At 64.8% G+C, this 24103-nt stretch carries 23 protein-coding genes; 10 read left to right on the plus strand and 13 right to left on the minus strand.

Annotated features, from left to right (window positions below):
• Complete coding sequence (locus AB7532_RS11430; RefSeq protein ID WP_441234892.1) at positions 1 to 366, minus strand: DUF2267 domain-containing protein; 366 nt, start codon at positions 364 to 366, stop codon at positions 1 to 3.
• A gap of 349 nt (positions 367 to 715) precedes the next feature.
• Here AB7532_RS11430 and AB7532_RS11435 point away from each other — a divergent pair, with 349 nt between their 5' ends.
• The 3 genes from AB7532_RS11435 (at position 716) to AB7532_RS11445 (ending at position 5336) form a co-directional block, all read left to right on the plus strand.
• On the plus strand, positions 716 to 2341 hold the full coding sequence (locus AB7532_RS11435; protein ID WP_441234893.1) for a helicase HerA-like domain-containing protein: 1626 nt from the start codon (positions 716 to 718) through the stop codon (positions 2339 to 2341).
• A gap of 225 nt (positions 2342 to 2566) precedes the next feature.
• Complete coding sequence (locus tag AB7532_RS11440) at positions 2567 to 3916, plus strand: glycosyltransferase family 87 protein (RefSeq protein WP_441234894.1); 1350 nt, start codon at positions 2567 to 2569, stop codon at positions 3914 to 3916.
• A gap of 25 nt (positions 3917 to 3941) precedes the next feature.
• Entirely contained in the window at positions 3942 to 5336 is a 1395-nt protein-coding gene (locus tag AB7532_RS11445; RefSeq protein WP_441234895.1) for a M20/M25/M40 family metallo-hydrolase, read from the plus strand.
• Between the two features lie 364 nt (positions 5337 to 5700).
• On the opposite strand, the gene AB7532_RS11450 is transcribed toward AB7532_RS11445, so the two are convergent.
• On the minus strand, positions 5701 to 6480 hold the full coding sequence (locus tag AB7532_RS11450) for a class II aldolase/adducin family protein (RefSeq protein WP_441234896.1): 780 nt from the start codon (positions 6478 to 6480) through the stop codon (positions 5701 to 5703).
• A gap of 175 nt (positions 6481 to 6655) precedes the next feature.
• Positions 6656 to 8305, minus strand: a complete 1650-nt coding sequence (locus AB7532_RS11455; RefSeq protein ID WP_441234897.1) for a glycosyltransferase family 39 protein — start codon at positions 8303 to 8305, stop codon at positions 6656 to 6658.
• 312 nt (positions 8306 to 8617) lie between these two features.
• Here AB7532_RS11455 and AB7532_RS11460 point away from each other — a divergent pair, with 312 nt between their 5' ends.
• Together AB7532_RS11460 and AB7532_RS11465 are read left to right on the plus strand one after the other, a co-directional pair.
• Positions 8618 to 9496, plus strand: a complete 879-nt coding sequence (locus AB7532_RS11460; protein WP_441234898.1) for a DUF308 domain-containing protein — start codon at positions 8618 to 8620, stop codon at positions 9494 to 9496.
• A gap of 158 nt (positions 9497 to 9654) precedes the next feature.
• Positions 9655 to 10071 carry a MucR family transcriptional regulator gene (locus tag AB7532_RS11465; RefSeq protein WP_441234899.1) on the plus strand — a complete coding sequence of 139 codons (417 nt, stop codon included), beginning with the start codon at positions 9655 to 9657 and terminating at the stop codon, positions 10069 to 10071.
• Between the two features lie 101 nt (positions 10072 to 10172).
• On the opposite strand, the gene AB7532_RS11470 is transcribed toward AB7532_RS11465, so the two are convergent.
• Positions 10173 to 10601 (minus strand): SufE family protein, encoded by a 429-nt coding sequence (locus AB7532_RS11470; RefSeq protein ID WP_441234900.1) that lies wholly within the window; start codon positions 10599 to 10601, stop codon positions 10173 to 10175.
• A gap of 68 nt (positions 10602 to 10669) precedes the next feature.
• Positions 10670 to 11098, minus strand: coding sequence for a DUF5330 domain-containing protein (locus AB7532_RS11475; RefSeq protein ID WP_441234901.1), 429 nt, complete (start codon positions 11096 to 11098; stop codon positions 10670 to 10672).
• A 412-nt stretch (positions 11099 to 11510) separates the two neighbouring features.
• Between AB7532_RS11475 and AB7532_RS11480 the strand changes: the two genes are divergently transcribed.
• The 3 genes from AB7532_RS11480 (at position 11511) to AB7532_RS11490 (ending at position 14482) form a co-directional block, all read left to right on the plus strand.
• Complete coding sequence (locus tag AB7532_RS11480; RefSeq protein WP_441234902.1) at positions 11511 to 13373, plus strand: ATP-binding protein; 1863 nt, start codon at positions 11511 to 11513, stop codon at positions 13371 to 13373.
• On the plus strand, positions 13366 to 14067 hold the full coding sequence (locus AB7532_RS11485; RefSeq protein ID WP_441234903.1) for a peptidoglycan-binding protein: 702 nt from the start codon (positions 13366 to 13368) through the stop codon (positions 14065 to 14067). Before AB7532_RS11480 ends, AB7532_RS11485 begins: the two co-directional genes overlap by 8 nt.
• Before the next feature lie 70 nt (positions 14068 to 14137).
• Positions 14138 to 14482 carry a DUF1491 family protein gene (locus tag AB7532_RS11490; RefSeq protein ID WP_441234904.1) on the plus strand — a complete coding sequence of 115 codons (345 nt, stop codon included), beginning with the start codon at positions 14138 to 14140 and terminating at the stop codon, positions 14480 to 14482.
• Between the two features lie 144 nt (positions 14483 to 14626).
• Here AB7532_RS11490 and AB7532_RS11495 read toward each other — a convergent pair whose 3' ends face one another.
• Complete coding sequence (locus tag AB7532_RS11495) at positions 14627 to 15604, minus strand: DUF2336 domain-containing protein (RefSeq protein WP_441234905.1); 978 nt, start codon at positions 15602 to 15604, stop codon at positions 14627 to 14629.
• Positions 15605 to 15858: 254 nt separating this feature from the next.
• Here AB7532_RS11495 and AB7532_RS11500 point away from each other — a divergent pair, with 254 nt between their 5' ends.
• Positions 15859 to 16047: a hypothetical protein gene (locus AB7532_RS11500; RefSeq protein WP_441234906.1), complete on the plus strand. Its 189-nt coding sequence runs from the start codon at positions 15859 to 15861 to the stop codon at positions 16045 to 16047.
• Between the two features lie 15 nt (positions 16048 to 16062).
• Positions 16063 to 16824, plus strand: coding sequence for a hypothetical protein (locus AB7532_RS11505; protein WP_441234907.1), 762 nt, complete (start codon positions 16063 to 16065; stop codon positions 16822 to 16824).
• Positions 16825 to 16831: 7 nt separating this feature from the next.
• Here AB7532_RS11505 and AB7532_RS11510 read toward each other — a convergent pair whose 3' ends face one another.
• From AB7532_RS11510 to AB7532_RS11540, 7 genes are all read right to left on the minus strand, one after another.
• Positions 16832 to 16963 carry a hypothetical protein gene (locus AB7532_RS11510; protein WP_441234908.1) on the minus strand — a complete coding sequence of 44 codons (132 nt, stop codon included), beginning with the start codon at positions 16961 to 16963 and terminating at the stop codon, positions 16832 to 16834.
• Between the two features lie 59 nt (positions 16964 to 17022).
• On the minus strand, positions 17023 to 17208 hold the full coding sequence (locus tag AB7532_RS11515) for a hypothetical protein (RefSeq protein WP_441234909.1): 186 nt from the start codon (positions 17206 to 17208) through the stop codon (positions 17023 to 17025).
• A gap of 21 nt (positions 17209 to 17229) precedes the next feature.
• Entirely contained in the window at positions 17230 to 17385 is a 156-nt protein-coding gene (locus AB7532_RS11520; RefSeq protein ID WP_441234910.1) for a hypothetical protein, read from the minus strand.
• A 53-nt stretch (positions 17386 to 17438) separates the two neighbouring features.
• Positions 17439 to 17624, minus strand: coding sequence for a hypothetical protein (locus AB7532_RS11525; protein ID WP_441234911.1), 186 nt, complete (start codon positions 17622 to 17624; stop codon positions 17439 to 17441).
• Positions 17625 to 17853: 229 nt separating this feature from the next.
• Positions 17854 to 19008: a LuxR C-terminal-related transcriptional regulator gene (locus tag AB7532_RS11530; protein ID WP_441234912.1), complete on the minus strand. Its 1155-nt coding sequence runs from the start codon at positions 19006 to 19008 to the stop codon at positions 17854 to 17856.
• A 101-nt stretch (positions 19009 to 19109) separates the two neighbouring features.
• Positions 19110 to 23045: a BTAD domain-containing putative transcriptional regulator gene (locus AB7532_RS11535; protein WP_441234913.1), complete on the minus strand. Its 3936-nt coding sequence runs from the start codon at positions 23043 to 23045 to the stop codon at positions 19110 to 19112.
• Positions 23046 to 23142: 97 nt separating this feature from the next.
• A complete protein-coding gene (locus AB7532_RS11540) occupies positions 23143 to 24012 on the minus strand; it encodes a LysR family transcriptional regulator (protein WP_441234914.1) in 870 nt (289 codons plus the stop codon).
• Positions 24013 to 24103: the final 91 nt, after the last annotated feature.

Raw genomic sequence — 24103 nt, forward strand, 5'->3', positions numbered from 1 at the left:
TCAGGCGAACTGGCTGAGGCCCGGAGTGCCGGCGATGATCTTGCCCATCTGATCCGCTCCGATTTTGTCTCGGCCGTAGCGGAAAAGTTCACGCGCAATATTCTGAATCTCGGACATGCCAAGTCCCAGGCCCATCAGGCGCGTGCCGACCGCCATCAAGCCGCCGCCCATCAGCCGCGACAGTCCGCCGCCGCTCTTGGACGCCTCGATCGCGGCTTCCGCGCCGGGGATCTGGTCGATCAGGGCTTCGACGTTCTCGGGAGGACCTTCGCTACGGAGGAAGCCCAGGATAATGCCGACGGTCTTTTCGGCGACAGCATTATCTATGCTGGCGTTTGTCGCCAGCCGCCCGATCAGCTCGTCCATAAGGCCCGCCCCTCAACCGGTTCGCATCCCGGAGTATTTCTTCGAAAATGATCTTGAGCCGGTGTGATGTGAAATACAAGCGATGAACGCAGGCAACGTTCCGATTCATTCTCGAAGGCGCGAAAAGTGTTGCAGCGATGCAAGAGCGGAGATGGAATCAGCGAGAAATTGCCGCGGTGCGAACGCAACGTTCCTACTTTCGGCTGATGTCGTCCCGCATGTTTCCGACAATGTCGCATGCTCGGGGCGCGTTGAACGGTTTTAATTGGCACGCGAGATGCGTTAAACTACGGGGCCGGTGCGTTTGAATTTCAATACGCGAAACATGGCAGAGAGATCAGAGAGAACAATGACGGCACAGGACAGCAAGCTCGGCGACACCGACGACAAGATCTTCGTCGGCAAGGGAAGCGAGCAGGCATGGCTGACGCTGGCGCTTGCCAATCGCCATGGTCTCGTCACCGGTGCAACCGGAACCGGCAAGACGGTAACGCTGCAGGTGATGGCGGAAGGATTTGCGCGCGCCGGTGTTCCGGTCTTCGCCTCCGATATCAAGGGCGACCTCTCCGGCATCTCCGAGGTCGGCGAAGCCAAGGACTTCATCCTCAAGCGCGCCACCGAGATGGGGCTGAACTTTCAGCCCGACCAGTTTTCGACGGTATTTTGGGACGTTTTCGGCGAGCAGGGCCATCCGGTGCGGGCGACCGTCACGGAGATGGGACCGCTTCTGCTCGCACGCATGCTCGATCTGAACGATGTGCAGGAAGGGGTGCTCAACGTCGCCTTCCGCGTCGCCGACGACGCCGGCCTGACTCTCATCGACATGAAGGATCTGCGCGCGCTGCTCGATGCCATCGTGCCCGATGCCGGCAAGAAGGCGGCGGACGCCGAAGAAGGTCCGCTCGCCGACATCAAGAAGGCGGCGCAAGGATTCGGCAACGTCACCAAGGCCACTGTCGGCACCATCCAGCGCCAGCTTCTGGTGCTGGAGAACCAGGGCGCCACCAAATTCTTCGGCGAGCCGGCGCTGACGCTGAAGGATTTCATGAAGACCGACCGCGACGGCCGCGGCATGGTCAACATCCTCGTTGCCGACAAGCTGATGCAGAGCCCACGGCTTTACGCGACATTCCTGCTGTGGATGCTGTCGGAGTTGTTCGAGGAGCTGCCCGAGGCCGGCGATCTTCCCAAGCCGAAGCTGGTGTTCTTCTTCGACGAGGCGCATCTGTTGTTCAACGACGCGCCGAAGGCGTTGATGGACAAGATCGAGCAGGTGGTCCGCCTGATCCGCTCCAAGGGCGTCGGCGTCTATTTCGTGACGCAAAACCCGATCGACGTGCCCGACCGTGTGCTCGGGCAGCTCGGCAACCGGGTGCAGCACGCGCTGCGCGCCTTCACGCCCCGCGACCAGAAGGCGGTCGCCGCCGCGGCGCAGACCTTCCGGCCCAACCCGAAGCTCGACACCGCCAAGGTGATCATGGAGCTCGGCAAGGGCGAGGCGCTGGTGTCCTTCCTCGAAGGCAATGGCACGCCTGCGATGGTCGAGCGCGTCATGATCCGGCCGCCATCGGCCCGCATCGGACCGATCACGCCGGAAGAGCGCAAGGCGATCATGGATGCGAGCCCGGTGAAGGGCAAATACGACACCGCCGTGGACGACGAGTCCGCTTATGAGATGATCCAGAAGCGCATCGCCGGCACGGCTGCGACGGCCGATGCCGGCGCGGCCGGCGGAGGTGGCGGCGGCATCCTCGGCCAGATCGGCTCGATCGTCGGCACCATCTTCGGCACCAATGTCAAGCGCGGCCGTCTGTCGACCGGGCAAGTCATCGCGCGCGACATGACGCGATCGGTCACCAACCAGGTGATCGGCGGCATGGCGGCCAATATCGGCAAATCGGTCGCAGGCCAGCTCGGCGGCTCGATCGGCCGCACCCTGGTTCGCGGTGCGCTCGGTGGGCTGCTGCGCAGGTAGGCAGGCGGCAACTCGCTTGACTTGGGCCTGCATGGTTCGAGACGCCCGCTGCGCGGGCTCCTCACCATGAGGGTCTAAAATCTAGCCGGGAAACCAGACCTCATCCTGAGGAGCCCGCCAAAGGCGGGCGTCTCGAAGGATGGCCACAGGAAAACTGCTTGCCACTACACCACAATTTCGAGTGATAGGGGGTCTCCAAGCTCGCGCCGGTCTGCTACGTGCTAGATGTTGCCGACTGGACATAATGTGACCCCGACCGAATCCTTGCCCAAGCCTGACGCGCCGAGACGCCTGTCGCTGCGCGCGCCCCTCGACCTGCTCTTCCTGCTTTGCTGCGCCGTCCTGACCGCCGACGTCCTCGGTCCCGAGATCTTCGGTCACGGCAAGACCAAGGATTACGCGCTGTGGTACTGGGCCGGGCAGCAGGTGCTGCATGGCGGGGCGCTCTATCCCAGCGACGTCCACGCCTATTTCGAGTTCATCTACCCGCCCCTGCCGGCGATCCTGCTCGCGATCCCGAGCTGGTTCGGCAAGCTCGCGCTCTACACCGTGCTGTCGGTCCTGAATGTGTTGGCCTGGTGGTACACGGGGATGTTCTCCAACGTCATGACCGGCTCGGACCGCAAGCCCGGTCCATGGCTGGAAGCGCTGCCGGCCCTCGTCACCGTGACCTTCGTGTTCGATCAGTTCGACCTCGGCCAGCCGAACCTCGTCCTGTTGGCGATGATGCTGTGGGGCTTCTGGCTGTTGCAGCGTCAGCGCGGCTGGCTCGCCGGCTTCCTGTTCGCGCTGGCCACCGCCATCAAGGTGTTTCCGATCGCGGTGCTGCCTTATCTCGTCTGGCGGCGGAAATGGGCGGCTGCCATCGCCACGGTCGCCTTCACCGGCATCCTTCTTTATGTTGTGCCGGCGCCGATCCGCGGCTTCGAACGCAACGCCGCCGAGCTGAAGACCTGGTACCAGGGCATGGTCGGCACGAGCTCGGAAAAGGGCTTCGGCCAGCGCGACGAGCAGAACTGGTCGTGGGTCAACCAGTCCGTCATTGCCGTGACGCACCGCCTGGTCCGGCCGATCAACTACAATCAGGAAGACCCCAACAAGCCGCCGCGCACGATGAATATCGTCGACGTCGACTACAAGACGGCGAACTGGATCGTTCTGGCGGTCTCGGCGCTGCTCGGGCTCGGCTTCCTCGCGGTGATGCCGCCGCAACGATTGCGGACGGCGCGCTCGGATGCCGAGGAGCTCGGCATCCTGTTCTGCCTGATGACGGTGGCCTCGCCATTGGCGCGGCAATATTACTTCATGTGGCTGTTCTTCCCGATGACGGTGCTGATGCATCGTGCCGCCTTCGATGCGCGATGGAATGTTCGGCTCGGAACCTGGCTGGCGCTGGGCGCTGCCGGCGTCCTCATGCTGCTGTCGCTGCCGTGGTTTCCCAATGTCATCCAGGCTTGGGGAAATAACCTGGTTGCGACCGCAATCCTCGCAGGGTGTCTCGCATGGCACATCCGGCATCCGACGGTTACGGCTGGCTCTGGCGACGCGGCGGCGCTAAAACCGCAACCATCTTGAGACTCAGACGTCAGGGAATCCGACCATGGCCAATGCGCAGCTTCAATCCGTGCTCGACCACATCGACAAGGATTTCGACAACAGCCTGGATCGCCTGTTCTCGCTGTTGCGGATCAAATCGATCTCCGCGGATCCGGCCTTTGCCGATGACTGCAAGGCGGCGGCAGAGCATCTCGCCAGGGACATCGCGAGCCTCGGTGTCGCCACCGAAGTGCGGCCGACCGCCGGCCATCCCGCTATCGTCGGCAAGACCGGTGCAGGCGGACGGCCGCATGTGATCTTCTACGGCCATTACGACGTGCAGCCGGTCGATCCGGAAAATCTCTGGCACCGTCCGCCGTTCGAGCCCGTCGTCACCGACCATGCCGACGGCCGCAAGATCATCGTCGCGCGCGGCGCCGAGGACGACAAGGGCCAGGTCATGACCTTCGTCGAGGCCTGCCGCGCCTGGAAGAAGGTGACGGGCTCGCTGCCGATCGACGTCACCTTCCTGATCGAAGGCGAAGAGGAGGTCGGCTCGAAGAATTTCGTGCCATTCATCGAGGCCAACAAGAACGAGTTCAAGGCCGATTACGTGCTGGTGTGCGACACCGGCATGTGGGACCGCAACACGCCGGCGATCACGACGTCGCTGCGCGGCCTGCTCTATGAAGAGCTGAAGATCACCGCGGCGAACCGCGATTTGCACTCCGGCGTGTTCGGCGGCAGCGCGATGAACCCGATCCGGGTGCTGACGAAAATTCTCGGCGGCCTGTTCGACGACGACAACCGCATCACCATCCCCGGCTTCTATGACGGCGTGAAAGATCTGCCGCCCGACATTTTGGAGCAGTGGAAGAAGCTCAACCTCACGCCGGAGATGTTCCTGAAGCCGATCGGGCTGTCGATCCCGGCCGGCGAGAAGGGCCGGCTGCTGATCGAGCAAGCCTCCTCGCGTCCGACCTGCGACGTCAACGGCATCTGGGGCGGCTATATCGGCGAGGGCTCCAAGACGGTGATCCCGTCGCACGCCTCAGCCAAGGTCTCGTTCCGTCTGGTCGAGGGGCAGGACCCGCAGAAGATCCGCAAGGCGTTTCGCGACTATGTGACCGCGCGGCTGCCGGGCGACTGCAAGGTCGAGTTTGGCGACCACTCCGCCGCGCCCGCCGTCGCGCTCGACTGGAACATGAAGCCGCTCGCTGCCGCCAGCAAGGCGCTGACGGAAGAATGGGGCAAGGAGACGGTGCTGATGGGCTCCGGTGCCTCGATCCCGATCGTCGCCGACTTCAAGCGCACGCTTGGGCTGGACTCGCTGCTGGTCGGCTTCGGCCTCGACGACGACAACATCCACTCGCCGAACGAGAAGTACGACCTGAGGAGCTTCCAGAAGGGCATCCGCTCGTGGGCAAGGATCCTCGCGGCCTTGGCGGAAGTGAAGTAGGCACGCTGCCGTAGGGTGGGCAAAGGCGCAAAGCGCCGTGCCCACCATCTCAATGATTGCGAAAGGACGTGGGCACGCTTCGCTTTGCCCACCCTACGAGACTGGCAACAACCGCACTGCGTCTCCCGTCATCCTGAGGTGCGAGTGGCGCGATGCAAAGCATCGCGCCGGGAGCCTCGAAGGATGCGCGGCCCCCGATGCAGCCGGGCCGTCGCCCTTCGAGGCTCGCCGAAGAGGCGAGCACCTCAGGGTGACGGTGATAGCGACCACCCCCAAACAAAAACGCCGCCCGGAATTGGGCGGCGTTTCATTCCGAAACGTGTAGAGGGTGTTGGCGACGACCCTACACGAAATCTCGAAAATCTCAAGACCGGTAGCCCGGCAGCTCGCGGTCGAGCTTGCGCAGCAGCGGCGGCCACACCAAATTGGTGGCGCGCAGCTCGGCGCGGTCGCGGTTGGCGAGCAGCTCGGTGTTCTTCTCGATCGCGATCTCCTCGACCGGATAGACCGGCGTGCCCAGCGCGCGCGTGCGCACCTGCATCGAGCAGGCGCGCTCGAGATGGTACATGCGCTCGAAGGCGGAGGCGACCGAGCGGCCGACAGTCAGCGTGCCGTGATTGCGCAGCAGCATGTGGTTGTGGTCGCCGAGGTCCTTCTGGAGCCGGGGCCGCTCGTCATGATCGAGCGCGATGCCCTCATAGTCGTGATAGGCGAGGTCGTGGGTGACGAGCTGCGCGGTCTGGTTCAGCGGCAGCAGGCCCTCGGCGCTGCTCGACACTGCGGTGCCGTCGAGGGTGTGGAGATGCAGCACGCAGGCCGCGTCCTCGCGCGCCTCGTGGATCGCCGAATGGATGGTGAAGCCGGCGGGGTTGATGCTGTATTCGCTCTCGCTGAGCTGGTTGCCGTGCAAGTCGACCTTGACCAGGCTCGAGGCCGTGATCTCGTCGAACATCAGCCCGTAGGGGTTGATCAGGAAGTGATGCTCGGGGCCGGGCACGCGCGCGGAGATATGGGTGTCGACCAGATCGTCCCAGCCGTACAGCGAGACCAGGCGATAGCAGGCGGCGAGATTGACCCGTTGCTGCCACTCGGCCTCCGTCATGTTCGACGGCACTTCCTTCAGGCGGGCTTCCGCTGGCGACATGGCTGGTCTCTCCGAAACATCGTTGTTGCGGGGCGGGAGCCTAGTCTTGGTCGGGGTTCACAGCAAGGCGGTCAAATCGCAGCAGCCCAGCGTAGCCCGCATGGAGCGCAGCGCAATGCGGGGCCGCTGTCCCCGGATACGCTTCGCGCCATCCGGGCGACAGGAGAGAAGATTATTACGGCGCCGGGATCGAGAGCAGGCTGGAAATGCCGCGGCCGCGGATGTCGTAGACGCGGGCGAACACCACGTCGTCGCGCTTGATCTCGACCATCACGGGCGCGGTGAGGCCCTTGCAGTAGAACTCGCCGAGCGTCATGGCGAAATCGGCCGCGTTGGAATCCCAGCCGATGGTGAAGTCGGGCCCGAGCGCGACCTGCGCCGGACGCTGCGGACCGCACACCGCGACCTTCCATTTGCGGGTTGCCGGCGGCACTTCCTGGCGCTCGACCAGCTGCTCGCGCAAATCGTCGGAGGCCTGCTTCAGCGCGAGGCCCCAATAGTCCAGCATGAAGCGGTCGTCGGCGCCGCGCACGGTGCCGGCGATGTGGTTGAAGTGCGTATATTGATACGGATGCAGCCGGATCATCTCGGCCAGCGAAAGCGCGAGGCCGAAGCAGAAGGTGGCGAGCACGACCGGCTGCCAGGTGCGGTGATTGGCGCGCAGGCGCTCCATCGCCCAGGCGAAGGCGACGCCGCCGAGCACTGCCATCGGCGGGATCACGAACACGAAGTGACGGATGCCGTTGTAGAGCGCGGGCCGCTTCACCATCGCGATCGCAAGCGGCAGGGTCGCCGCCAGCGTCAGCATCAGCATGATGGTCTTGCGGCGCGCCGGAACCTCGTTTCGAGGCAGCATGGCGAAGGTGGAGACCACGGCGCCGCCCATCAGCACCAGCATCACCTCGGGCAGCTGGAGCGCGAACAGCGTCGGCAGATAGGACCATGGCATGTCCGGCACCGACACGATCGCGCCGTCGAACATCTCCTTCCACGGCTTCTCGAAGAAATGCGAGAAGTAGGTCAGCGCCTCGAAGGGATTGCCGGGCTCCATGATCGACCACGGCCAGATCAGGCCCATCACGAGATAGCCGAACACGAGGCCGGGCAGCAGCACGTAGACGACATGGGCGAAGCGCCGGGCCGCTTCGCGCAGACCTTCGTTGCGCAGCTCCTCCAGCAGCAGCGGCAGGAAACCGACCAGGGCATAGACCAGCGCAAGTCCGCCGAGCACGCGGCAGCCGAGCGACAGGCCCGCACCGAGGCCGACGATCAGGATCGTGCGCGGCGACGGCTTTGGATATTCCTCGGCGAGCCTGACGAGGCCGAGCATCAGGATGATCATGGCGACCGCGAAGGGCGCGTCCTTCGGGTTCATGAACATGTGGCCGTAGAAGATCGGGCACAGTGCGAGCAGCAGGAGCGAGGCAAGGCCGGCAAGCGGGCCGCCGATGCGGCGGCCGAGGCGCCATGTCACGGCAAGGCCGACCACGCCGACGATCGCGCCGAGCAGGCGTCGCGTCTCGAACAGCTCGAGCGGAATGACCTTGTGCAGGAGGGCGGCGACCATGTCGAAGCCGCCGCCATACATGTAGAGATTCGCAAAGGAGAGCGCTGCGGTGTCCTTGAAGCCGGAACCGAACATGCGCAGCAGCAGGTCGGCATATTCAGCGTGGGTGTAATCGTCCCAGCCGAGGCCGTAGTCGCGGAAGGTCAAGCCTGCGATGACGGCGACCGCAGCCAGCACCAGCATGGCGAGATCGTCGCAAGTCCGTTCAACCGAGCGCCGCAGCGGCGTGTCGATCGCCGACGTCGTGATGGATGTCATGGCTATTGGTGACCCGGAATCCCCTCTTGGCCCTGCCGGTGCGCGCGGGCCACTTCCCCGGAATCCCTATAGCGCAGTTCCATTACCAAGTAATTGGGCATTATGGCTAAATTCCTGATGCGACGCAGCAAATCCGAACAGTTGAGAGCAGCATAGAAGTACCGATCCGTAGCTGAAGGGAATGTGAATAAGTCCCTGATTTCCTTCCCATTAGGAACACCGCCCACAATTGGCCGTTGGCGAGGAACACAGTATGACGGTATCGTGGCGTAACGGGTGTCGCGGATGGATCCGCGGCCGGGGGTGAGTTCGATGACGTTGGCATTGTTGATTGCGGGGATTTTCGCCGTCGTGGCGGGCCTCCTTGCGATCCTGTTTGGCTTCACCGTCAGGGAATTCAGTCTCGGCAGCACCCTCATAATCGCCGGCACTATTGGCGTCTGCTCCGGAATGTTACTGGCCGGTCTCTACGTCGTGGTCGTGGAACTGAAGGGCATCGCCCGCAGGCTGGCCGGATCCGCCGCGCCCTCCGATGTTCGCGTCAGGCCCGTGCTGCCAGGTCTCGCGACGCCTGGCGCGCCCGAGCCTTCACCTGCTCCGGCCGCGAGGATCGAGCCGACTTCACCTCCGCCGCCGCCTGCCGCTGGCCCGCCGCCGTGGCAGAACGATGCTGTCGCGCGCGAACGTCCGCGCGTTGAAGCGCCGCTCCCGCCGCCGGAACCTGAAGCCCCCCCGCCGCCAGCGGCTCCGGACACGCCGCGCCGTCGCAACCTGATGTTCGCCTCGACCTCCCGCAAGGAGCGTGAGCGTGCTGAGGCGAAGTCGACCGACGGCGTGTCGCCTCATGATGAGCCCGCGGAGCCGGCCGCTCCGGATAGTCAGCCTGCAAGCTTCGACGACGCCTGGCCGAAGCCCGACCGCATGCGGCCACCGGAGCCGCCGGTCGCCGCGCGCCGGCCGCCGCCGCCGCGCCCGCCCTTTGCGGAAACCGCTCCGCCCCCACCGCCTGCACCCGAGCCGGCGCCGGCCATCGAGCAGGCGTCCGTGACCGTGCTGAAATCCGGTGTCGTCGACGGCATGGCCTATTCGCTCTATTCGGACGGCTCGATCGAGGCGCAGATGCCGGAGGGCATGATGCGCTTTGCCTCGATCGACGAGCTGCGCGCCCATCTCGATCAGCGGGGCGGCTGAAGCTCGCCCGGCTCAAGTCAAGCGCCGTCGTTCGCGTCGCCCCGTCAGTAACCAGTCGATATTGGTCAGTCGTCTTATTTCAGCCGAACGTATTGTTGACACGGAATACTTTGGCGTCGTCAATCCCGCGAGACGCAAGGTGAGGAAAGGTCGGGCCCATGTCGGATGCCGGGGCTAAGAATTTCATTGAGCTGACGGCGAGCATCGTCTCGGCCTATGTTGGCAACAACCCGACGCCGGCCGCCGAGATTCCGAGCCTGATCAGCCAGGTGCATGGCGCGCTCGTGCGCGTTTCCTCGGGCCGGGTTGACGCCGTGCCGCTCGAACCGGCAAAGCCCGCGGTGTCGCTGAAGAAGTCGATCGCGCCGGATTATCTGGTGTGCCTCGAAGACGGCAAGCGCTTCAAGTCGCTGAAGCGCCATCTGCGCACCCAGTACAACATGACGCCGGAGCAATATCGCGAGAAATGGGGCCTGCCGGCCGACTATCCCATGGTCGCACCGAACTACGCAGTGGCGCGCTCGCAACTGGCGAAGCAGATGGGCTTGGGACAGCAGCAGCGGAAACGGAAGTAGCGCGGGGCGAGATCCCGTAGGGTGGGCAAAGGCGCGAAGCGCCGTGCCCACGTAGTCTATCAATCACACGCAAATGGTGGCACGCTTCCACTTTGCCCATCCTACGACGCGTCCGCGAGCGCCTCTTTCGCGTCGGTCTTGATCCGCTCGACCATCGAGCGCAAGCCGTTGGAGCGCTGCGGCGAGAGATGATCGCGAAAGCCGAACTCGTTGAACACCGCGATCGCGTCGGTATCGAGGATCTGCTGCGGCGTGCGGCCCGAGTAGAGCGAGAGCACGATCGCGACCAGTCCGCGCACGATATGCGCGTCGCTGTCGCCGCGATATTTCAGGATCGGCGCGCCGCCGTCGCGGTCGACCAGTTTCTGGAGCCAGACCTGGCTGACGCAGCCATTCACCTTGTTCTCGGCGGAGTGCTCGGCCTCCGGCATCGGTTCAAGGGTCCGGCCGAGCTCGATGACGTACCGGTAGCGGTCGTCCCACTCGTCCAAAAGCTCGAAATTGTCCCTGATTTCGTCGATCGTCGTCATGTCGGCCCAAACTTCCTGTTCGGGCCAATATAGGGACGGAAAGCCGTGAAATCGATAGGTTTTGAGGGCTAATTCGCGAGGCCCGGGCCGCGCCATTCCAGCGCGAGGTCGTCCTGGCTCAATGTGTCGCGCGGCGCCTCGCTCGATGCGGCATCGCCTTCGCCGGCCAGTGCGATGGAGCCGGTGTGGTCGGGCGCTTTCTTGTCGGTCTTGTCGCTCTTCTCGAGCTGCTCTTTCTTGTCGTTGATGATCTGGTAGAGCTTCTTCGCGCCGTCCTGGGCGCGCTGGCCGATGATGGTCGCGGCCTGTCCGCCGACCTCGCAGGCCGCCGGCTGGCGCTTGCAGAACTGGGTCACGTCGGAGACGGCCGCGGTCGCAGCCTGCACCGCGTCGGCGGCACCGATCTGCGGCAGCTTCTCCGATTCGGGTGTCTTGTCCCGCGGCAGGAGCACCAGCACCAGCCCGAGCCAGAATGTGATGCGGAGCAGAAAGCGCATCTTGTCGACCTGTACGTTAGATCCCGCCGCGGCGATATCCGCAGAGCGCGTCGGACCTAGCAACTGTCGATAAATCGCAAGTGATTGCCTTCCGCTTAATTCGCGGAAAATTTACGGAAAAATCTTTGCAAAGCCCGGTCTCGTAAATTTTCGATTGACGGCAAGGGCCGTAATTCTGCCGCCATCGCAAATCCACCAATTCGAAACCATGCCGGAAATGGTGAAACCCTGTGTTCACCATCCCCGACGATGACATCGCCAAATCGCTTAAAAATCTCCGCGATGACACGGTGTCCGGCGGCCGGCGGCATCGCCTTAGCACTCGTTTAAGGTCGCTCTGACACGGTGGCTCAACGATAAGGAGGCGTTTCCGGCGCGTCTTCTAAGACGAGTGAGCCGAAGCGCGAGACCCGTGACAGTTTTGAGTATCATCCGCGATTGTCTCGATGCGCTGCTGCATCCTTCCGCGCGTTACGACGCGCTGACGCGAGCACGCCATCGTGCCTTCATGGCGCCGCGGCTGCTGGGCAGCCTGGCAGCCTTTGCCGCATTCCCGGTCTATCTCGCCATGCGTGGCGCGCCGAGCGCGATCGAGGTCGCGGCTTTCGCCTGGCTGATCGCGCCCATTCTCCTGTCCTGGTTCCTGTCGCGCACCGGCCGTTATGAAGGCGCGCATGTCCTGTCGTCGCTGGCGCTCGCCGGCCTGATCATGGCGATTGCGGGCACCACCGGCGGCATCGAATCCTTTGCCGCGATCTGGCTGGTCGTGGTTCCCCTCGAAGCCGCATTGTCGGCCTCGCGCCGTGTCGCGGCCTTTGCGTCGCTGCTCGCATTGTCCTGCGTCGGGATCCTGATCATTCTCGGCCAGCTCGGCTGGGGCTGGATGCCGGCTGGCGACGCCAGCGCAACCGAGCGCGGCGTGTTGATGGCGTTCGGCGTCGCGTCTGCGACACTCTATGCTGCGGGTCTTGCGTTCGGTGCCGAGTCGCTCGCACGCACCAGCGTGACGCTGCTGTCGCGCGAGGAAGAGCGTTATCGCCTGCTCGCGCGCAACATGAGCGACGTCATTTCGCGGCATCAGCGCAACGGTGCGGTGCAGTTCATCTCGCCGGCGGCCGAAGCCATGCTCGGAATGCCCGTCGCGCAATTGCATGGTCACGGCTTGTTCGACCGCGTCCATGTCGCCGATCGCCCGGCCTATCTCACCGCTTTGTCGGATGCCGCGCGCGGCGACGTGCGCAGCGTCGAGTTCCGGCTGCGGCGGGAGCCCGTCGGTTCCGAGCGCAGTCAGGTCGATTTCATCTGGGTCGAGATGCGCTGCCGCCCGCTCGACCAGGATATCGGCCGTGATCCCATGCGCGAGGCCGAGGTCGTCGGCGTGATGCGCGACATCACCGACCGCAAGCTGTCCGAGCAGGTGCTCGATCAGGCGCGCAGTGCCGCGGAAGCGGCCGACGCCGCCAAGACGCGTTTCCTCGCCACCATGAGCCACGAGCTTCGCACGCCGCTCAATGCCATCATCGGCTTCTCCGAGATGATCGCGCAGGAGCAGACCCTGATGCTGGGCGCGGCCCAGCGCAGGGAATACGCCCAGCTCATCAACGATTCCGGCCAGCATCTGCTCTCGGTCGTCAACGGCATCCTCGACATGTCGAAGATGGAATCGGGTAATTTCGAGATCGCGTCGGAGCCGTTCGCGCCGCGCGCCTCGCTGATGCATTGCTGCAATCTGCTCGCGCTGAAGGCGCGGGAGAACGGCATCGACCTCATCACCGACGCACCTCAGGACCTGCCGGTCATGACCGGCGATCCGCGCGCGTTCAAGCAGATCGTGCTCAACCTCGTCGCCAACGCGATCAAGTTCACCGAGCGCGGCGGCCAGGTCTCGGTGACGGCCGCGGTGACGGGCTCGCAGCTCACGTTGCGGATCGCAGATACCGGCGTCGGCATCGCGCCCGACGATCTCAAGCGCATCGGCGCGCCGTTCTTCCAGGCCGGCAAGACTTATCAACGCCGCCACGAAGGAACAGGCCTCGGACTGTCGATCGTGAAAAGTCTGGTGGCGTTGCATCTCGGCGAATTGACGGTACAAAGCAGACTGGGCGAGGGCACCGCCGTCACCGTCAAGCTGCCGCTCGTCTACACGCCGCCGCAGGCCAAACCTGCCGATAGAATGCCGGCGGAGAGCAAGATCGCGACCTTGACGCCGGTGCTGCGTCAGGAATCTCCCGTCGAACATCACGACCAACCTGCTCTGGTGAAGAAAAGTGCCTAAGAAGTCTGCCAAGGACCAAGCCGCTCCGCGCCGCCGTGGCGCCAAGGCCGCGGTCATCGATGTCGAGACCGAGCGCAACCTCGTGATGCGCGTGCTGCTGCACAGCCCGAAGGATACGCTGGCCGGCCTCGTTGCGGTTGCCGCCGTCAGTGCGATCGTTGCCAACGCGCTGTTCCTTCAGACCGGCCGTCATCCGGCGCCGATGTTCGGCACCGTGATCAATCTTCCCGCACCGTCGTCCGTGCCACTGGCCAATCCCTTGCCGCGTCCGCGCCCGGTCGGTGCCGATACCTCGCCGCTCGAGCCGAAGGCGACCGAGTTTCGCGTCGAGCCCAGGCCGGCCGAGAAGGCGCCGGAGAAGCCCGCGGAGACCACGGCGTCAACTTTGCGCTCGGGCGATCCGATGACCAATCTGGTCAAGCAAACGACGTCCACGCCGCCATCGGTTGCGGTTGCGCGTCCGCCGGCGCCGATTCCGGTCCAGCAGAGCCCGGCCGCGAAGCGCATCGCCGGCGTGCAGCGCGCGCTGTCCGAATACGGCTACGGCAATTTGAAGGTCACGGGTGCGATGGGCGCCGAGACCCAGTCCGCGATCCAGAAATTCGAGCGCGAGCACAAGATGCAGGTGACAGGGCAGGTGTCCGACCGTCTGCTCCGCGAGCTCGGCGCCGCGATCGGCCATCCGGTCGAGTAGGCGTCATCGTTTCATCAAGCCTGAAACCTGAAGGCTGGTGCTGATTGCGGCACTGGCCTATCGTATGCTCATGCGTTTGAAATCAAACATCTGGGTTTCTGCCTATCTGCGCCGGTGCCAGACCGAGGGCGTGTTCGGCGCGGTGCGCCGTCGCGGCGCCGAGGAGGCGGGGGCGGTGTTCGTGAAGGTGTCGCTGCTCGACGGCAATGCGATGCTCTACGTGCCGGCGCCGCAGACATCTTATGACGACGGCCGGCCGGTCGACCGCTTCTTCGTGCCGCTGGCGCCGCAGCCGATGCCGGAGCCTGCGGTCGAGGAGCGTCTGACCAAGGAACTCCGCTTCGATCCCGACGCCTGGATCGTCGAGACCGAGGACCGCGCCGGGCGGCATTTCCTCGAACTGGCGAAAACCTAGCCCCAACCGTCATTGCGAGCGCAGCGAAGCAATCCAGAATCTTTCCGTGGAGGGACTCTGGATTGCTTCGCTGCGCTCGCAATGACGAGTTTGGGGCGTGCTGCGTGCCAACACGCAGCGTCGCGGTCTCCGGAAGCAAGCAGATCAGTGCTCCGACGATCCGTCGGTGCCCGTCCGCACCGCGGGCGCGGAGCCGGGCTGTACGCTTGGCCGGGACTGGCTCGACGTGCTGCGCGCGCGCTGGCGTTCGCCGTCATGCAGCGACGACTGATACTTTGCGCGCGTGACCGCGAGCGTCGAGCCGCGCCAGGCCGCCAGCATGACCAGCGCGGAGCGGTCATCGAGGCGATCGTAGAGCCGCGACAGCCGGTACACCGTGTCGACCGAATTGCCGATCTCCGGCTTGAAGAACAGCAGGATGCGCTGGAAGTTCGGGCTCGGCATGTCGAGCGCGCGCGCGGCGATCGCGAGCGCTTCGCCGCCGGCATCGTCGACAATCTGGGCTGCGACGCGCGACGGCAGGATCAGGCTGTCGCCGAGCTCGTAGGTGAAGTTCTCGACATCGTTCGCGATCGCCGCCATCTCCAGGATCTGGATCGCGCGCCTGGCGCGCACGGTCGGAATTCGCGGCGCGGCCTTCAGCGGCGTCTGTGCCAGATTGTGCAGGATCAACGCGCGCTGGCTCGCATCGGCGCGGAAGAACATGTCGTGGATTTCGGCCGCTTCCTTCGGCTGCATCGCCATGTTGGCGGCCATGCGCTGCTCGGCCTCGGTCGGCTCGGGGGCCGGGGAGGACGCTTGCGGGGCGCTGCGAATTTCGCGCGCGAGCGGAACCCTGCGGCCTTCCTGGGCCGCGACCAGTCCGAGTTTCTGGAGCACCGGAACAGGCGTCTGCGGATAGATCGCAAGCTTCGCCTTGACGGAGGAACGCGTGGCATCGTCGACCTGGTCGATCAGCCGCGTGGCCAGCGCGATGAACTGGCGCTGCTCGTCGTCGCTGTGGGTGGGCGACTGGACATAGAGGTCCGTCAGCACGCGCAGCAGCGTCGGGCGAACATCGACGCCTTCGCGACGGGAGAGGCTCATCAGCCCGTCGAATCCGGGAAACAGCGACTTGGTCATGGAGAAATACGCGACCTGGAAGAGATACTCGGCCCGAGCCTAGCGCAGCTTCCTTTAAAGGCTCGTTAAGGAAAACGAGCCGTGAAGTTCCCCCTGCAATTTGAGGCGTTGTCGTGCCGCAACGGGACGCCGCATTCCGCCCGTGCGGTTACGGTCCCGAACGGGCGTTTACACCCCGTTAACCATGAACTGATCTTAATGAATGCATGTTGCACGAGCGCGCCGGGTCGCGCGGCAATTGATAGAGAGCTGATATGGGGACCATTATCGAATTTCCGGCCGGTCGCCGGGCAGGCTCGTCGGGGGACGTCACACCGCGCGCGGACATGGGAACGATTCTGATCCTCCCCGTCATCCGCATCGAGCGCGAGAGCGACGAAACCAGCGGCGATCGACCGCCGGAGCAGGGCACCGCGCCGGGACGCCGTCGTCGCCGTCGCTGACATCCGGCCTTTGCAATGCCGGAAGCCATCTGCCAGATTCGCAACCTCGTCACGGCCATCCTGCTCGCAGCCATGGGCGCGAGCCTAGGCGCCTGTAGCGGCGGCGATTTCGGCCGCACCCGCGCCGACATGCGCAGCGACGACATGCATAGCTGGCTGGGCAGGGAGGCCACCGGCAGCCTCGGCCTGAAGGCCTCGCAATTCCAGCTCACCGACGCCGAGCGCCAGCTTCGCGATCTCGCTTATCCCATGATCGAGCCGCCGCTGTCGCGGCCCGCGTGGAAGAGCGTGTTCGGCGACTACAAGACGATACCCTCGCCCTGGCACCAGAAGATCGTGTTCGACCGCACCATGTACGGCCGCACGCTGATCGACGAGCCGCACCGCTCGCATTCCTCGCGCTATGCGCAGCTGATCGAGGACGTGCGCAACGACATCACCCGTTTCGAGCCGTTCTTCGGTTCCGCGATCCGCGTCATCGATCTCGACAGGAAGCGCAATGCCAGCATGGCGCGGGTCTCCGAGCTCTCTGCGAAGGAGAGGGATGATGCGGTCGCGCGCATGCAGGAGAACTCTTTGATCGTGCAGTGGGTGCAGCAAAGCCTCGAACAGCGCGTCTCGTCCTATCGCTGGGCGCTGGAGCGTCTGGTGATCCAGGCGCCCGATCCCATGGCCGCCGATGCCGACCGCCTGATCGGCGAGCTCGCGGCACAAACCGCCAATCCGCCGGTTGCGGCACAGCCGCCCTACGGCCGCGCGGTCGTCGTCAAGGGCTGAGCGGCCGCTAGTCGCACAAGGGCGATATCGTCGCCTGCGCCGGCGCTGTGGTCTCGCCTGCCGACGCACGTCCCCAGATCACAACGGCGACGACGTGAACGACGAGGAATGCGGCGGCGACGGCGAGAAGCCAGCGCATTTCACTGCGCTCCGGCGACCGGGCCGGCAATCTTGCTTGAGCGGTCCTGTTCGCAACGATCATTTGTCTGCTCCGAAATCTTGTTCGCGTTCGTTTGTGAGCAGGTGCTCGCATTGGCGCATGATGCGGCTTGCCTGACGTCGCCGTGAGGCGTGCAGCGCCGACATGATGAAGGCGAAGATGCCCGGCGTTTCCGGTTCGGAGGTTTCAGAGGCCGTTGCGGACATGGTCGAGATGATGCTCATCCGTGGCTCCAGATTGTATGACTAGAAAAATCCGGCGCTGAGATCCAACCCGCGGGTCAGCGACAGCAGCCACACGAACAGAACGGCCGCGCAGCACAGCGCGAATTGCCTGAGAACGGCCGGGCTGAATGCGCGGGCAAAGAGTTCTGCGATGGCAGCAGCAGCGAGGGTCCGCATGATGATCTCCGGAAGTTCGACGCAAGCGATGCGCGCACGGTCAGTGTCGATGATCAGGGAATGTTGACCGCAGGCAACGGACCAGTGGGATGGATCGATATCTCGGCGGGCTGTGTCTGCGCGTACGCGGCCAGCACGATCAGTCCGACCAGAAAGCCGTAAGGCGCGAGGCGCCAGGCCCCGGACTGGTTTGAGTCACCTGACGTCGCGAGGCGGTGCGTTCCACTGGCTGCGGACATCGCAGATCTCCTGATGTCTCGATCTTCGGCCCGAAAGGTCGGCGCGGATACGAGTCGTTGCTCTGTTGAGCGCGGAAGTAATCAGTGATCCCGCATCGCCGCATCATCGGAACCGATGATGCGCGGATGCCGTTGCGCGAAATGTTTGTGTCTTTCTGCTTTCCGGGCGAGTTCCACGCGGCCGAACGCCGGGCGCTGGCGAGGAGTCAGGCGAGGGCTGGCGGATGAATCAGCTGACTGCCTGCTGCGCGGGCAGCAGCGGCGGCGACGAGCTTTGCAGCAGGCGAAGCAGATCGGCCTGCCGCGTCGTGTTCGTCTTGGCGAAGATGCGCTGCAAATGAGAGCGCACGGTCGGCTCGCCGATGCCGAGCATGTCGGCTGCCTCTTTCGCGCCCAGACCCTGTGCAAGCGACATCAGCACGCGGAGTTCGCCGCCGGTCAGCTTGTAAAGCCGGGCAAAGGCCTCGCCCGGCATCATCGGGACTTCGGCGGGATCCTTCATGAACACGGCAACGGACGCGGCGAACGGGGCGAGAATGCCGCTGCGCTGGCCGCGATCGACCGGAAGCAGCGTTGCTATATAGCCGGCGCCGTCGACATCGGGAATCGCGAGCGAGTGCCCGCTCATGTCGACATCCTCGCGCGAGGCCTGGTCGATGGCCGCGGACAGCGCGGCGCGCGCAGCCACGTCGGTCGGAAAAATTCTGTTGCCGACGACGCTGACGGCGTTGCCGGTCTTGATCTGGCGCTCGGCCGTTTCATTCATGTAGACGACCCGGCCGTCGCGCGCCGTCAGGAAAACGCCGACGGCAAGCATGTCGAATGTCCGCTCCAGCATCTCCGACCGCAAGGTCCTGAGGTCGAGCGCATCGGAGATGGTGAGAGCGCGGCAGACGTGAGGAGACAGCAGCTTGAACAGATCGATGTCGATCTGCTGATAGCGCTGCACCTTCTCCGTCCGGGAGGCGTGCATGGAAGCCATGCGGCCGCCGGTTCGCAGAGCCGGAAACCAGATGATGTCCTGCAATCCGTGAGGCTGGAGAATGTCCCGGTAGAACCGGCTTTCGAGCAGCTCGTCGAGATCATTCATCGAGAGCGCGCTGACATGACCGACCTCGGCGACGATGTCCGCGGCCGCCATCGGTGTCCTGGCGTAGTTCTCGCCGAGCTTCTCCAGGAATGTCTGCTCGTACCCGAACACGAACAGCTGGTCATTCTGGACATGCCGCATGTCGTGAACGCAGATGCCGCCCGCGGTGCTCTCGCAGAGATCGGCGATCCTGCGGCAGGTGGTCGCCCAAAGCTGCGGATTCAGTGCGCAGTCGTAGATGGCACCGATGACGTCGGACAATGCCTGGGCCGAGACTCCATCCAGACCGATCATGGCACCCTCATTCCGAGGGTGCGACCAAGTGCATGCTTGTGCGATCGCTCCCTCAATCGAAGGATAGAGCGGCGTGCGTCATTGGTGACGTTAGTCCAGCGTTACTGGCGCGTTATTTCTTGCCGAAAATCGATAATCTCGGCGTGCCGTAGCCAGAACTCCATTCCCATCCCCCGGTACATCATGGTCGCGGCGGCAAACTGCTCGCGCGCCTGATCCGGCCTGTCCGTCCGCTGGAAGATCGTCGAAAGCCCGAGGCGGGTGTGCGCAATCACGGGATTCATCGCCAGCGTCTCGGCCAGCGCGAGCGCTTCGCGGAAATGCGCTTCGCCCTTGTCGGCATCGAACCGGTCCGGGTGGATCGCGACCTCGCCGAGCAGGAGCTGCGCATGCGCCGCAAATCCAGGCTGGCGCAGTGAGGCGCCGAGCGCCCGCCGGCCCAGGCGATCGGCATCATCGACGCGTCCGAGCACCAACGCGGCCCGGCCAAGCCGCATGTACAGCCAGCCGAGAAGGCCGACATATCCGGTCTCCGCATGGTGCTGGAGCAGCAGCTCACCCTCCTGAAGCAAGCCGAGCGCCTGGCGGGTCTCTCCGAGCTGCGCCAGCACCCAGGTCAGGCAGGCGGCGAGCGAAGGATAGAGCACGCCGACATTGCCCTTCTTGCTGACCGCGGTGGAACGTTCCAGGAAGGGACGGGCCTTCGCCCATTCGCCCCTCAGGGAGTGAGCGGTGCCGATGCTGATATCGGCCCAGCCGATCGGATGCGCGCGCTCGGTTGCCGTCGCGACACGGATCGCCTCTTGCGCTGGCGCAGCCGCTTCGTCGAACCGGCCGAGCTCGGCGAGGCTCATCATCAGCCAGCCGCGGTCGTAGACGGCGGGCGGCGTCTCGATGCCGAAGGATTCGAGGGCCCATTCGTCCGGCAGCGCCGCGAGATTTCCGGTCGCGAGCGTCACCACCTCGCGGTAGTCGCCCCTGAAGTAATTGACCTGTTCCAGATAGGTCGCAGCGACGATCTGGAGACGTAAATCGCCGAGGCGATCGGCGGCCGCGCGCGCGCGCTTCCCTGATGCCAGGGCCTCGTCCAGCTCGCAGAGCAGTGTGTGAGCGTTGGTCATCAGCGCGTAGATGCGCGCGCGCCGGCGATCATCGTTCAACCGCTCAGTCAGCGCTTCGGCCTCGCGCAGACAATCGAGCGCCCGCCGCGGCTCGGCAAGCTGCGCCAGGATGGATCGCAGTTCGAGGCGGACATCGATGGCCAGCGCCAGCGTCTCGTCGCTTTCCGGCAGCTGAACCATGAGGCGCAAGGCCCGCTCGAAAAACGCGACGGCCTCGCGATTGGCCCAGTGGGCCCGCGCCAGCCGCGCCGCCTCGGTCCAGCGGTCGATCGCCTCGCGCGCAAGTCCGGCCTCGTCGAAATGATGCGCGACGATCTCGGGCTGGCTTTCCGACAGTGCCGGGAAACGTTCGAGCAGGGTGCCGGCGATGGCGGCATGCAGTTGCTGCCGCCGTTTCCTGAGCATGGTGGTGTACGCGGCGTCCTGCACCAGCGCATGCTTGAACGTGTAGCTGGAGTCAGGCGCTGTTCCGCGCCGCGAGATGAGTCCGGAGCTCAACAGCCGCTCGAGCGCTGCATCGAGTTCGCCGGCCGGCCAGCCCGACACCGCGGCCACGAGCTTGTGGGAGAACTCCCGTCCGATCGCCGAGCCGATCAAGGCGAGGTCCCGCGCTGTGCCCAGTCGATCGAGCCGCGAGGCCAGCGAGGCCTGCAGCGTCATCGGGATCGCAAGTGGTGGCAGCGGCTCGTCGCGCAGATAGCCGTCCGGCGTCTCCTGCAACTGGCCGCTTTCCAGAAGCGCGCTGGTGAGTTCCTCGATGAACAGCGGCACGCCGTCGGTACGGGAGACGACCTGGTCTACGATGCTGGCCGGCAAATGTTTTTGCTGCGCGATATTGCTGACGATGCCGGCGCTGTCGGCGCGGCCGAGGCGGCTGAGGGGCAGCATCGTGACGTGCGGCTGGCCGATCCAGGCCGGCTGAAACTCAGTCCGGAACGTCACGATCAGCATCACCGGAAGAGCGGCGATGCGCGCGACGATCCGGTCGAGCAGGTCGAGCGAGGTCGGATCGATCCAGTGAACGTCCTCGAACAGGATCGCGAGGGGGCACTGCGCGGCTGCGTGCTCGAGCTGGTGCAGCAGCACGCTGAAAATCATCTCGCGCTTTTGTTCGGGCGTGAGGTCCGGCGCCGGATCATCTGCGTCTGTTGCGACACCCAGCAGCTCCGCGACAAGCGCCACATCGCGAGCCACATGCTCGGTGAAGGGATTGAGAAGGCCGGCGAGCCGCTCCAGTTTCGCAGCGGTATCGCTGCCGGGCTCGAACCGTGCAACCTGCCTGAGCTGTTCGATGAACGGATGCAGCGGACTATGCGCATGGTGTGGCGCGCAGGCGTAGCGCGCAGGCGTATGGGGCTCGCTTGCGGTCCGGTCGAGATGACTTTCGGCAATGCGGGATTTTCCGATGCCGGGTTCGCCCGACAGAAGCACGACGCGTCCCTCGCCGTGCTTCGCCTGATCCCACCGCCGTTGCAGCAGCCCCATTTCGTCCTGTCGCCCGACAAGTGGCGATGTCACGGCTCCTCGTCGTGCCTGGAAGCGGCCGGCGGAAGCCGCTTCGCCGTCGACCTTCCACCCGGTCAGCGGCGGCAGTCCGTTGCCTTCGACGGCACCGAAGGCGCGGCATTTGAAAATGGGGCCGACCAGACGCTGCGTGCCGTCTGCGATCACGACCTCGCCGCAGGCCGCCACCGCCTGCAAGCGCGCCGCGAGGTTCGGCGCATCGCCGATGGCGATATGCTGCCTGATATCACCGGCCGTGGTCTTCTCGCCGACAATGACAAGTCCCGAAGCGATCCCGACGCTGGCCTGAAGCGTCACGCTGGGCGAGACATCCTGCGTGGCGACGGCGTCGAGGATGGCGCGTCCGGCGCGCACGGCCTGCTCGGCGTCGTGTTCGTGCGCCGCCGGATAACCAAAATACACCAGCACGCCGTTGCCCTGGTAATGCGCGACGAATCCCCCGAACTGCCTCGCCAGCTCGGCAGCTGTGCTGTGAAAGGCGGCGATGAGATCGTGGACGTCCTCCATGCCGAACCGGTCCGACAGCGAGCCGACCAGCTTGCAGACGAGGATGGTCAGGTGGCGCTGCTCGAGGCCGCCCGTATCCGGTGCCGCGGTCTGCGAAATCCGCAAGGCCGCCGGGGATGCAGCGTGCTCGGGTTGAATTGCTTCGGAATGTTGTCGCGTGCTGCGGATCTGCGCAGCGAGCAGTTTTGTGGCGGCGTCGGGCTCGGTGTTGAGCTCGCGCTTCAGCAGTGCTGTGATGTCCTGGTAGAATTTCAGCGCCTCGGCCTTGCGTCCCGTCGCGGACAGCGCCTGCACGATGAGCCGATGCGCATCTTCGCGAAAATTGTTGAGGGTATGGGCGCGCTGGCCGGCCTTCAGGGACTGCTCGATATGCCCTGCCGCAAACTCCGCCTTGCCGAGTTCGACCATGGCATTCAGGGCAAGCTCGTGAAGCCGCGTGCGCTCCGCTTCCAGCCACTCGCCCCAGCCGTCTTCCCTGATGCTGACGTCGTCGAGGAAGCGTCCCCGGTAAAGATCGGCCGCAGCGCCCAGCGCTTCGCGGTCTCCCTCGCGCATCAGGGCCTCGAATTCCGCAACGTCGCATGCGAATGTCGCGGAATTCAGCGATACGAGTTCACCCTGGCTCAGAAGCGCCTCGTGGCCCAAGAGCTGGCGGAGCTTGAACAGCGCCTGCCGCAGATTTTGCTTGGCCTGCGCATCGAAATGCGATCCCCACAGCAACGTCGCGAGCTTTTCGCGCGACTGGGGCGCCGGCGCCGAGCATGCGAGATAGGCCAGCAGGGCCGAGAGCTTCTTGTTGGGCAGGTCGACGGCACCATCCGGCCCGGTCAGCGCGAAACGCCCTAGAAGCGAGAGCGCAAAGCTTGGCCGCAACGCAAATTCCATTAACCTGTCCAAATCTTGGGCAAATACACCCGTCGGATATGCACTCTACACGTTCTGGTGGCTCTGCGAGCATTATTGATGTGGCGATAACGCTGCGCTAACGCCCGCCGGTTTTGCGAGGCTTGCGCGGCGCCCTGGTCCGGTCCGGCTTGCGTCGCTGCTTCTGAAGCTTGCCGACAAAGTCCTTCAACGCATCCGCCAGCGGCACCGAGGCGCGGTAGGCAAGGCCGACCTCGCGCTTCACCTTGACCTCGAGCTCGCGCACGGCGACGTCGGGATTGCCGCGTGCCACACCCTCGGGGACGATGGCGATGCCGATTCCGGCGGCGACCAATGCCATGGCCCAGTCCTCCGACTGCGCGATCGCCGCGGTCTGCCTTCGCTGCGCATTACGTCCGAAGAACTCGCTTTGCTCGCAATGGCAGCGGTCGATCAAGGGGACGCCGGCGAGATCGGCGGCGCGGAGCTTTTCCTTGAGCGCCAGTGGATGCGACGGCGGCAGCGCCGCGACATAGCGTTCGCTCCACAGCGCGACGAAATGCTCGTCCGCGCGCAGCATGCTCTTCGAGATGATCCGCGCATCGGCGCGCTCGTCGTGGCCGACGAGGCGCAGCGCGATGTCGCTGCGCGCGGTCAGCGGCTTGAGCAGCGCGATCGTCCGGGGCAGGTCGAGGGTGCGCATCAGGCCGAGCGTCACATTGGTCCGGGTCGCAGGTTTCTTGAACAGGCTGCGCGCGGCATCGGTCTCGTCGATGATGCGGCGGGCCAGCGCATGAAACTGTTCGGCCGAGGCCGTCGGCGCGACGCCCTTCTTGTGCCGGATGAACAGCGTGGTGCCGAGCTCGGCCTCCAGATGGGTGATCGCGGTCGAGATCGACGGCTGCGACACGAAGCAGGCGCGCGCCGCGGCGGTCAGATTGCGTTCGCGGTAGACGGCGGCGAAGTAGCGAAGCTCGCGAATGTCCATAGGATATGCCTAGAGATACTATTGATATCTAATGTTTTACCTATGGATTGCGTAATGGCAAGAACGCGTCCGTCACAACAGCAGGGACGCG

Source organism: Bradyrhizobium sp. 930_D9_N1_4 (assembly GCF_052076015.1).
In the GTDB taxonomy this organism is placed as follows: Bacteria; Pseudomonadota; Alphaproteobacteria; order Rhizobiales; family Xanthobacteraceae; genus Bradyrhizobium.

Coding starts and splice junctions, on each gene's coding strand:
- AB7532_RS11430 (WP_441234892.1), bottom strand. CDS start 366: ATGGACGAGCTGATCGGGCGGCTGGCGACAAACGCCAGCATAGATAAT.
- AB7532_RS11435 (WP_441234893.1), top strand. CDS start 716: ATGACGGCACAGGACAGCAAGCTCGGCGACACCGACGACAAGATCTTC.
- AB7532_RS11440 (WP_441234894.1), top strand. CDS start 2,567: ATGTTGCCGACTGGACATAATGTGACCCCGACCGAATCCTTGCCCAAG.
- AB7532_RS11445 (WP_441234895.1), top strand. CDS start 3,942: ATGGCCAATGCGCAGCTTCAATCCGTGCTCGACCACATCGACAAGGAT.
- AB7532_RS11450 (WP_441234896.1), bottom strand. CDS start 6,480: ATGTCGCCAGCGGAAGCCCGCCTGAAGGAAGTGCCGTCGAACATGACG.
- AB7532_RS11455 (WP_441234897.1), bottom strand. CDS start 8,305: ATGACATCCATCACGACGTCGGCGATCGACACGCCGCTGCGGCGCTCG.
- AB7532_RS11460 (WP_441234898.1), top strand. CDS start 8,618: ATGACGTTGGCATTGTTGATTGCGGGGATTTTCGCCGTCGTGGCGGGC.
- AB7532_RS11465 (WP_441234899.1), top strand. CDS start 9,655: ATGTCGGATGCCGGGGCTAAGAATTTCATTGAGCTGACGGCGAGCATC.
- AB7532_RS11470 (WP_441234900.1), bottom strand. CDS start 10,601: ATGACGACGATCGACGAAATCAGGGACAATTTCGAGCTTTTGGACGAG.
- AB7532_RS11475 (WP_441234901.1), bottom strand. CDS start 11,098: ATGCGCTTTCTGCTCCGCATCACATTCTGGCTCGGGCTGGTGCTGGTG.
- AB7532_RS11490 (WP_441234904.1), top strand. CDS start 14,138: ATGCGTTTGAAATCAAACATCTGGGTTTCTGCCTATCTGCGCCGGTGC.
- AB7532_RS11495 (WP_441234905.1), bottom strand. CDS start 15,604: ATGACCAAGTCGCTGTTTCCCGGATTCGACGGGCTGATGAGCCTCTCC.
- AB7532_RS11500 (WP_441234906.1), top strand. CDS start 15,859: ATGGGGACCATTATCGAATTTCCGGCCGGTCGCCGGGCAGGCTCGTCG.
- AB7532_RS11505 (WP_441234907.1), top strand. CDS start 16,063: ATGCCGGAAGCCATCTGCCAGATTCGCAACCTCGTCACGGCCATCCTG.
- AB7532_RS11510 (WP_441234908.1), bottom strand. CDS start 16,963: ATGCGCTGGCTTCTCGCCGTCGCCGCCGCATTCCTCGTCGTTCACGTC.
- AB7532_RS11515 (WP_441234909.1), bottom strand. CDS start 17,208: ATGAGCATCATCTCGACCATGTCCGCAACGGCCTCTGAAACCTCCGAA.
- AB7532_RS11520 (WP_441234910.1), bottom strand. CDS start 17,385: ATGCGGACCCTCGCTGCTGCTGCCATCGCAGAACTCTTTGCCCGCGCA.
- AB7532_RS11525 (WP_441234911.1), bottom strand. CDS start 17,624: ATGTCCGCAGCCAGTGGAACGCACCGCCTCGCGACGTCAGGTGACTCA.
- AB7532_RS11530 (WP_441234912.1), bottom strand. CDS start 19,008: ATGATCGGTCTGGATGGAGTCTCGGCCCAGGCATTGTCCGACGTCATC.
- AB7532_RS11535 (WP_441234913.1), bottom strand. CDS start 23,045: ATGGAATTTGCGTTGCGGCCAAGCTTTGCGCTCTCGCTTCTAGGGCGT.
- AB7532_RS11540 (WP_441234914.1), bottom strand. CDS start 24,012: ATGGACATTCGCGAGCTTCGCTACTTCGCCGCCGTCTACCGCGAACGC.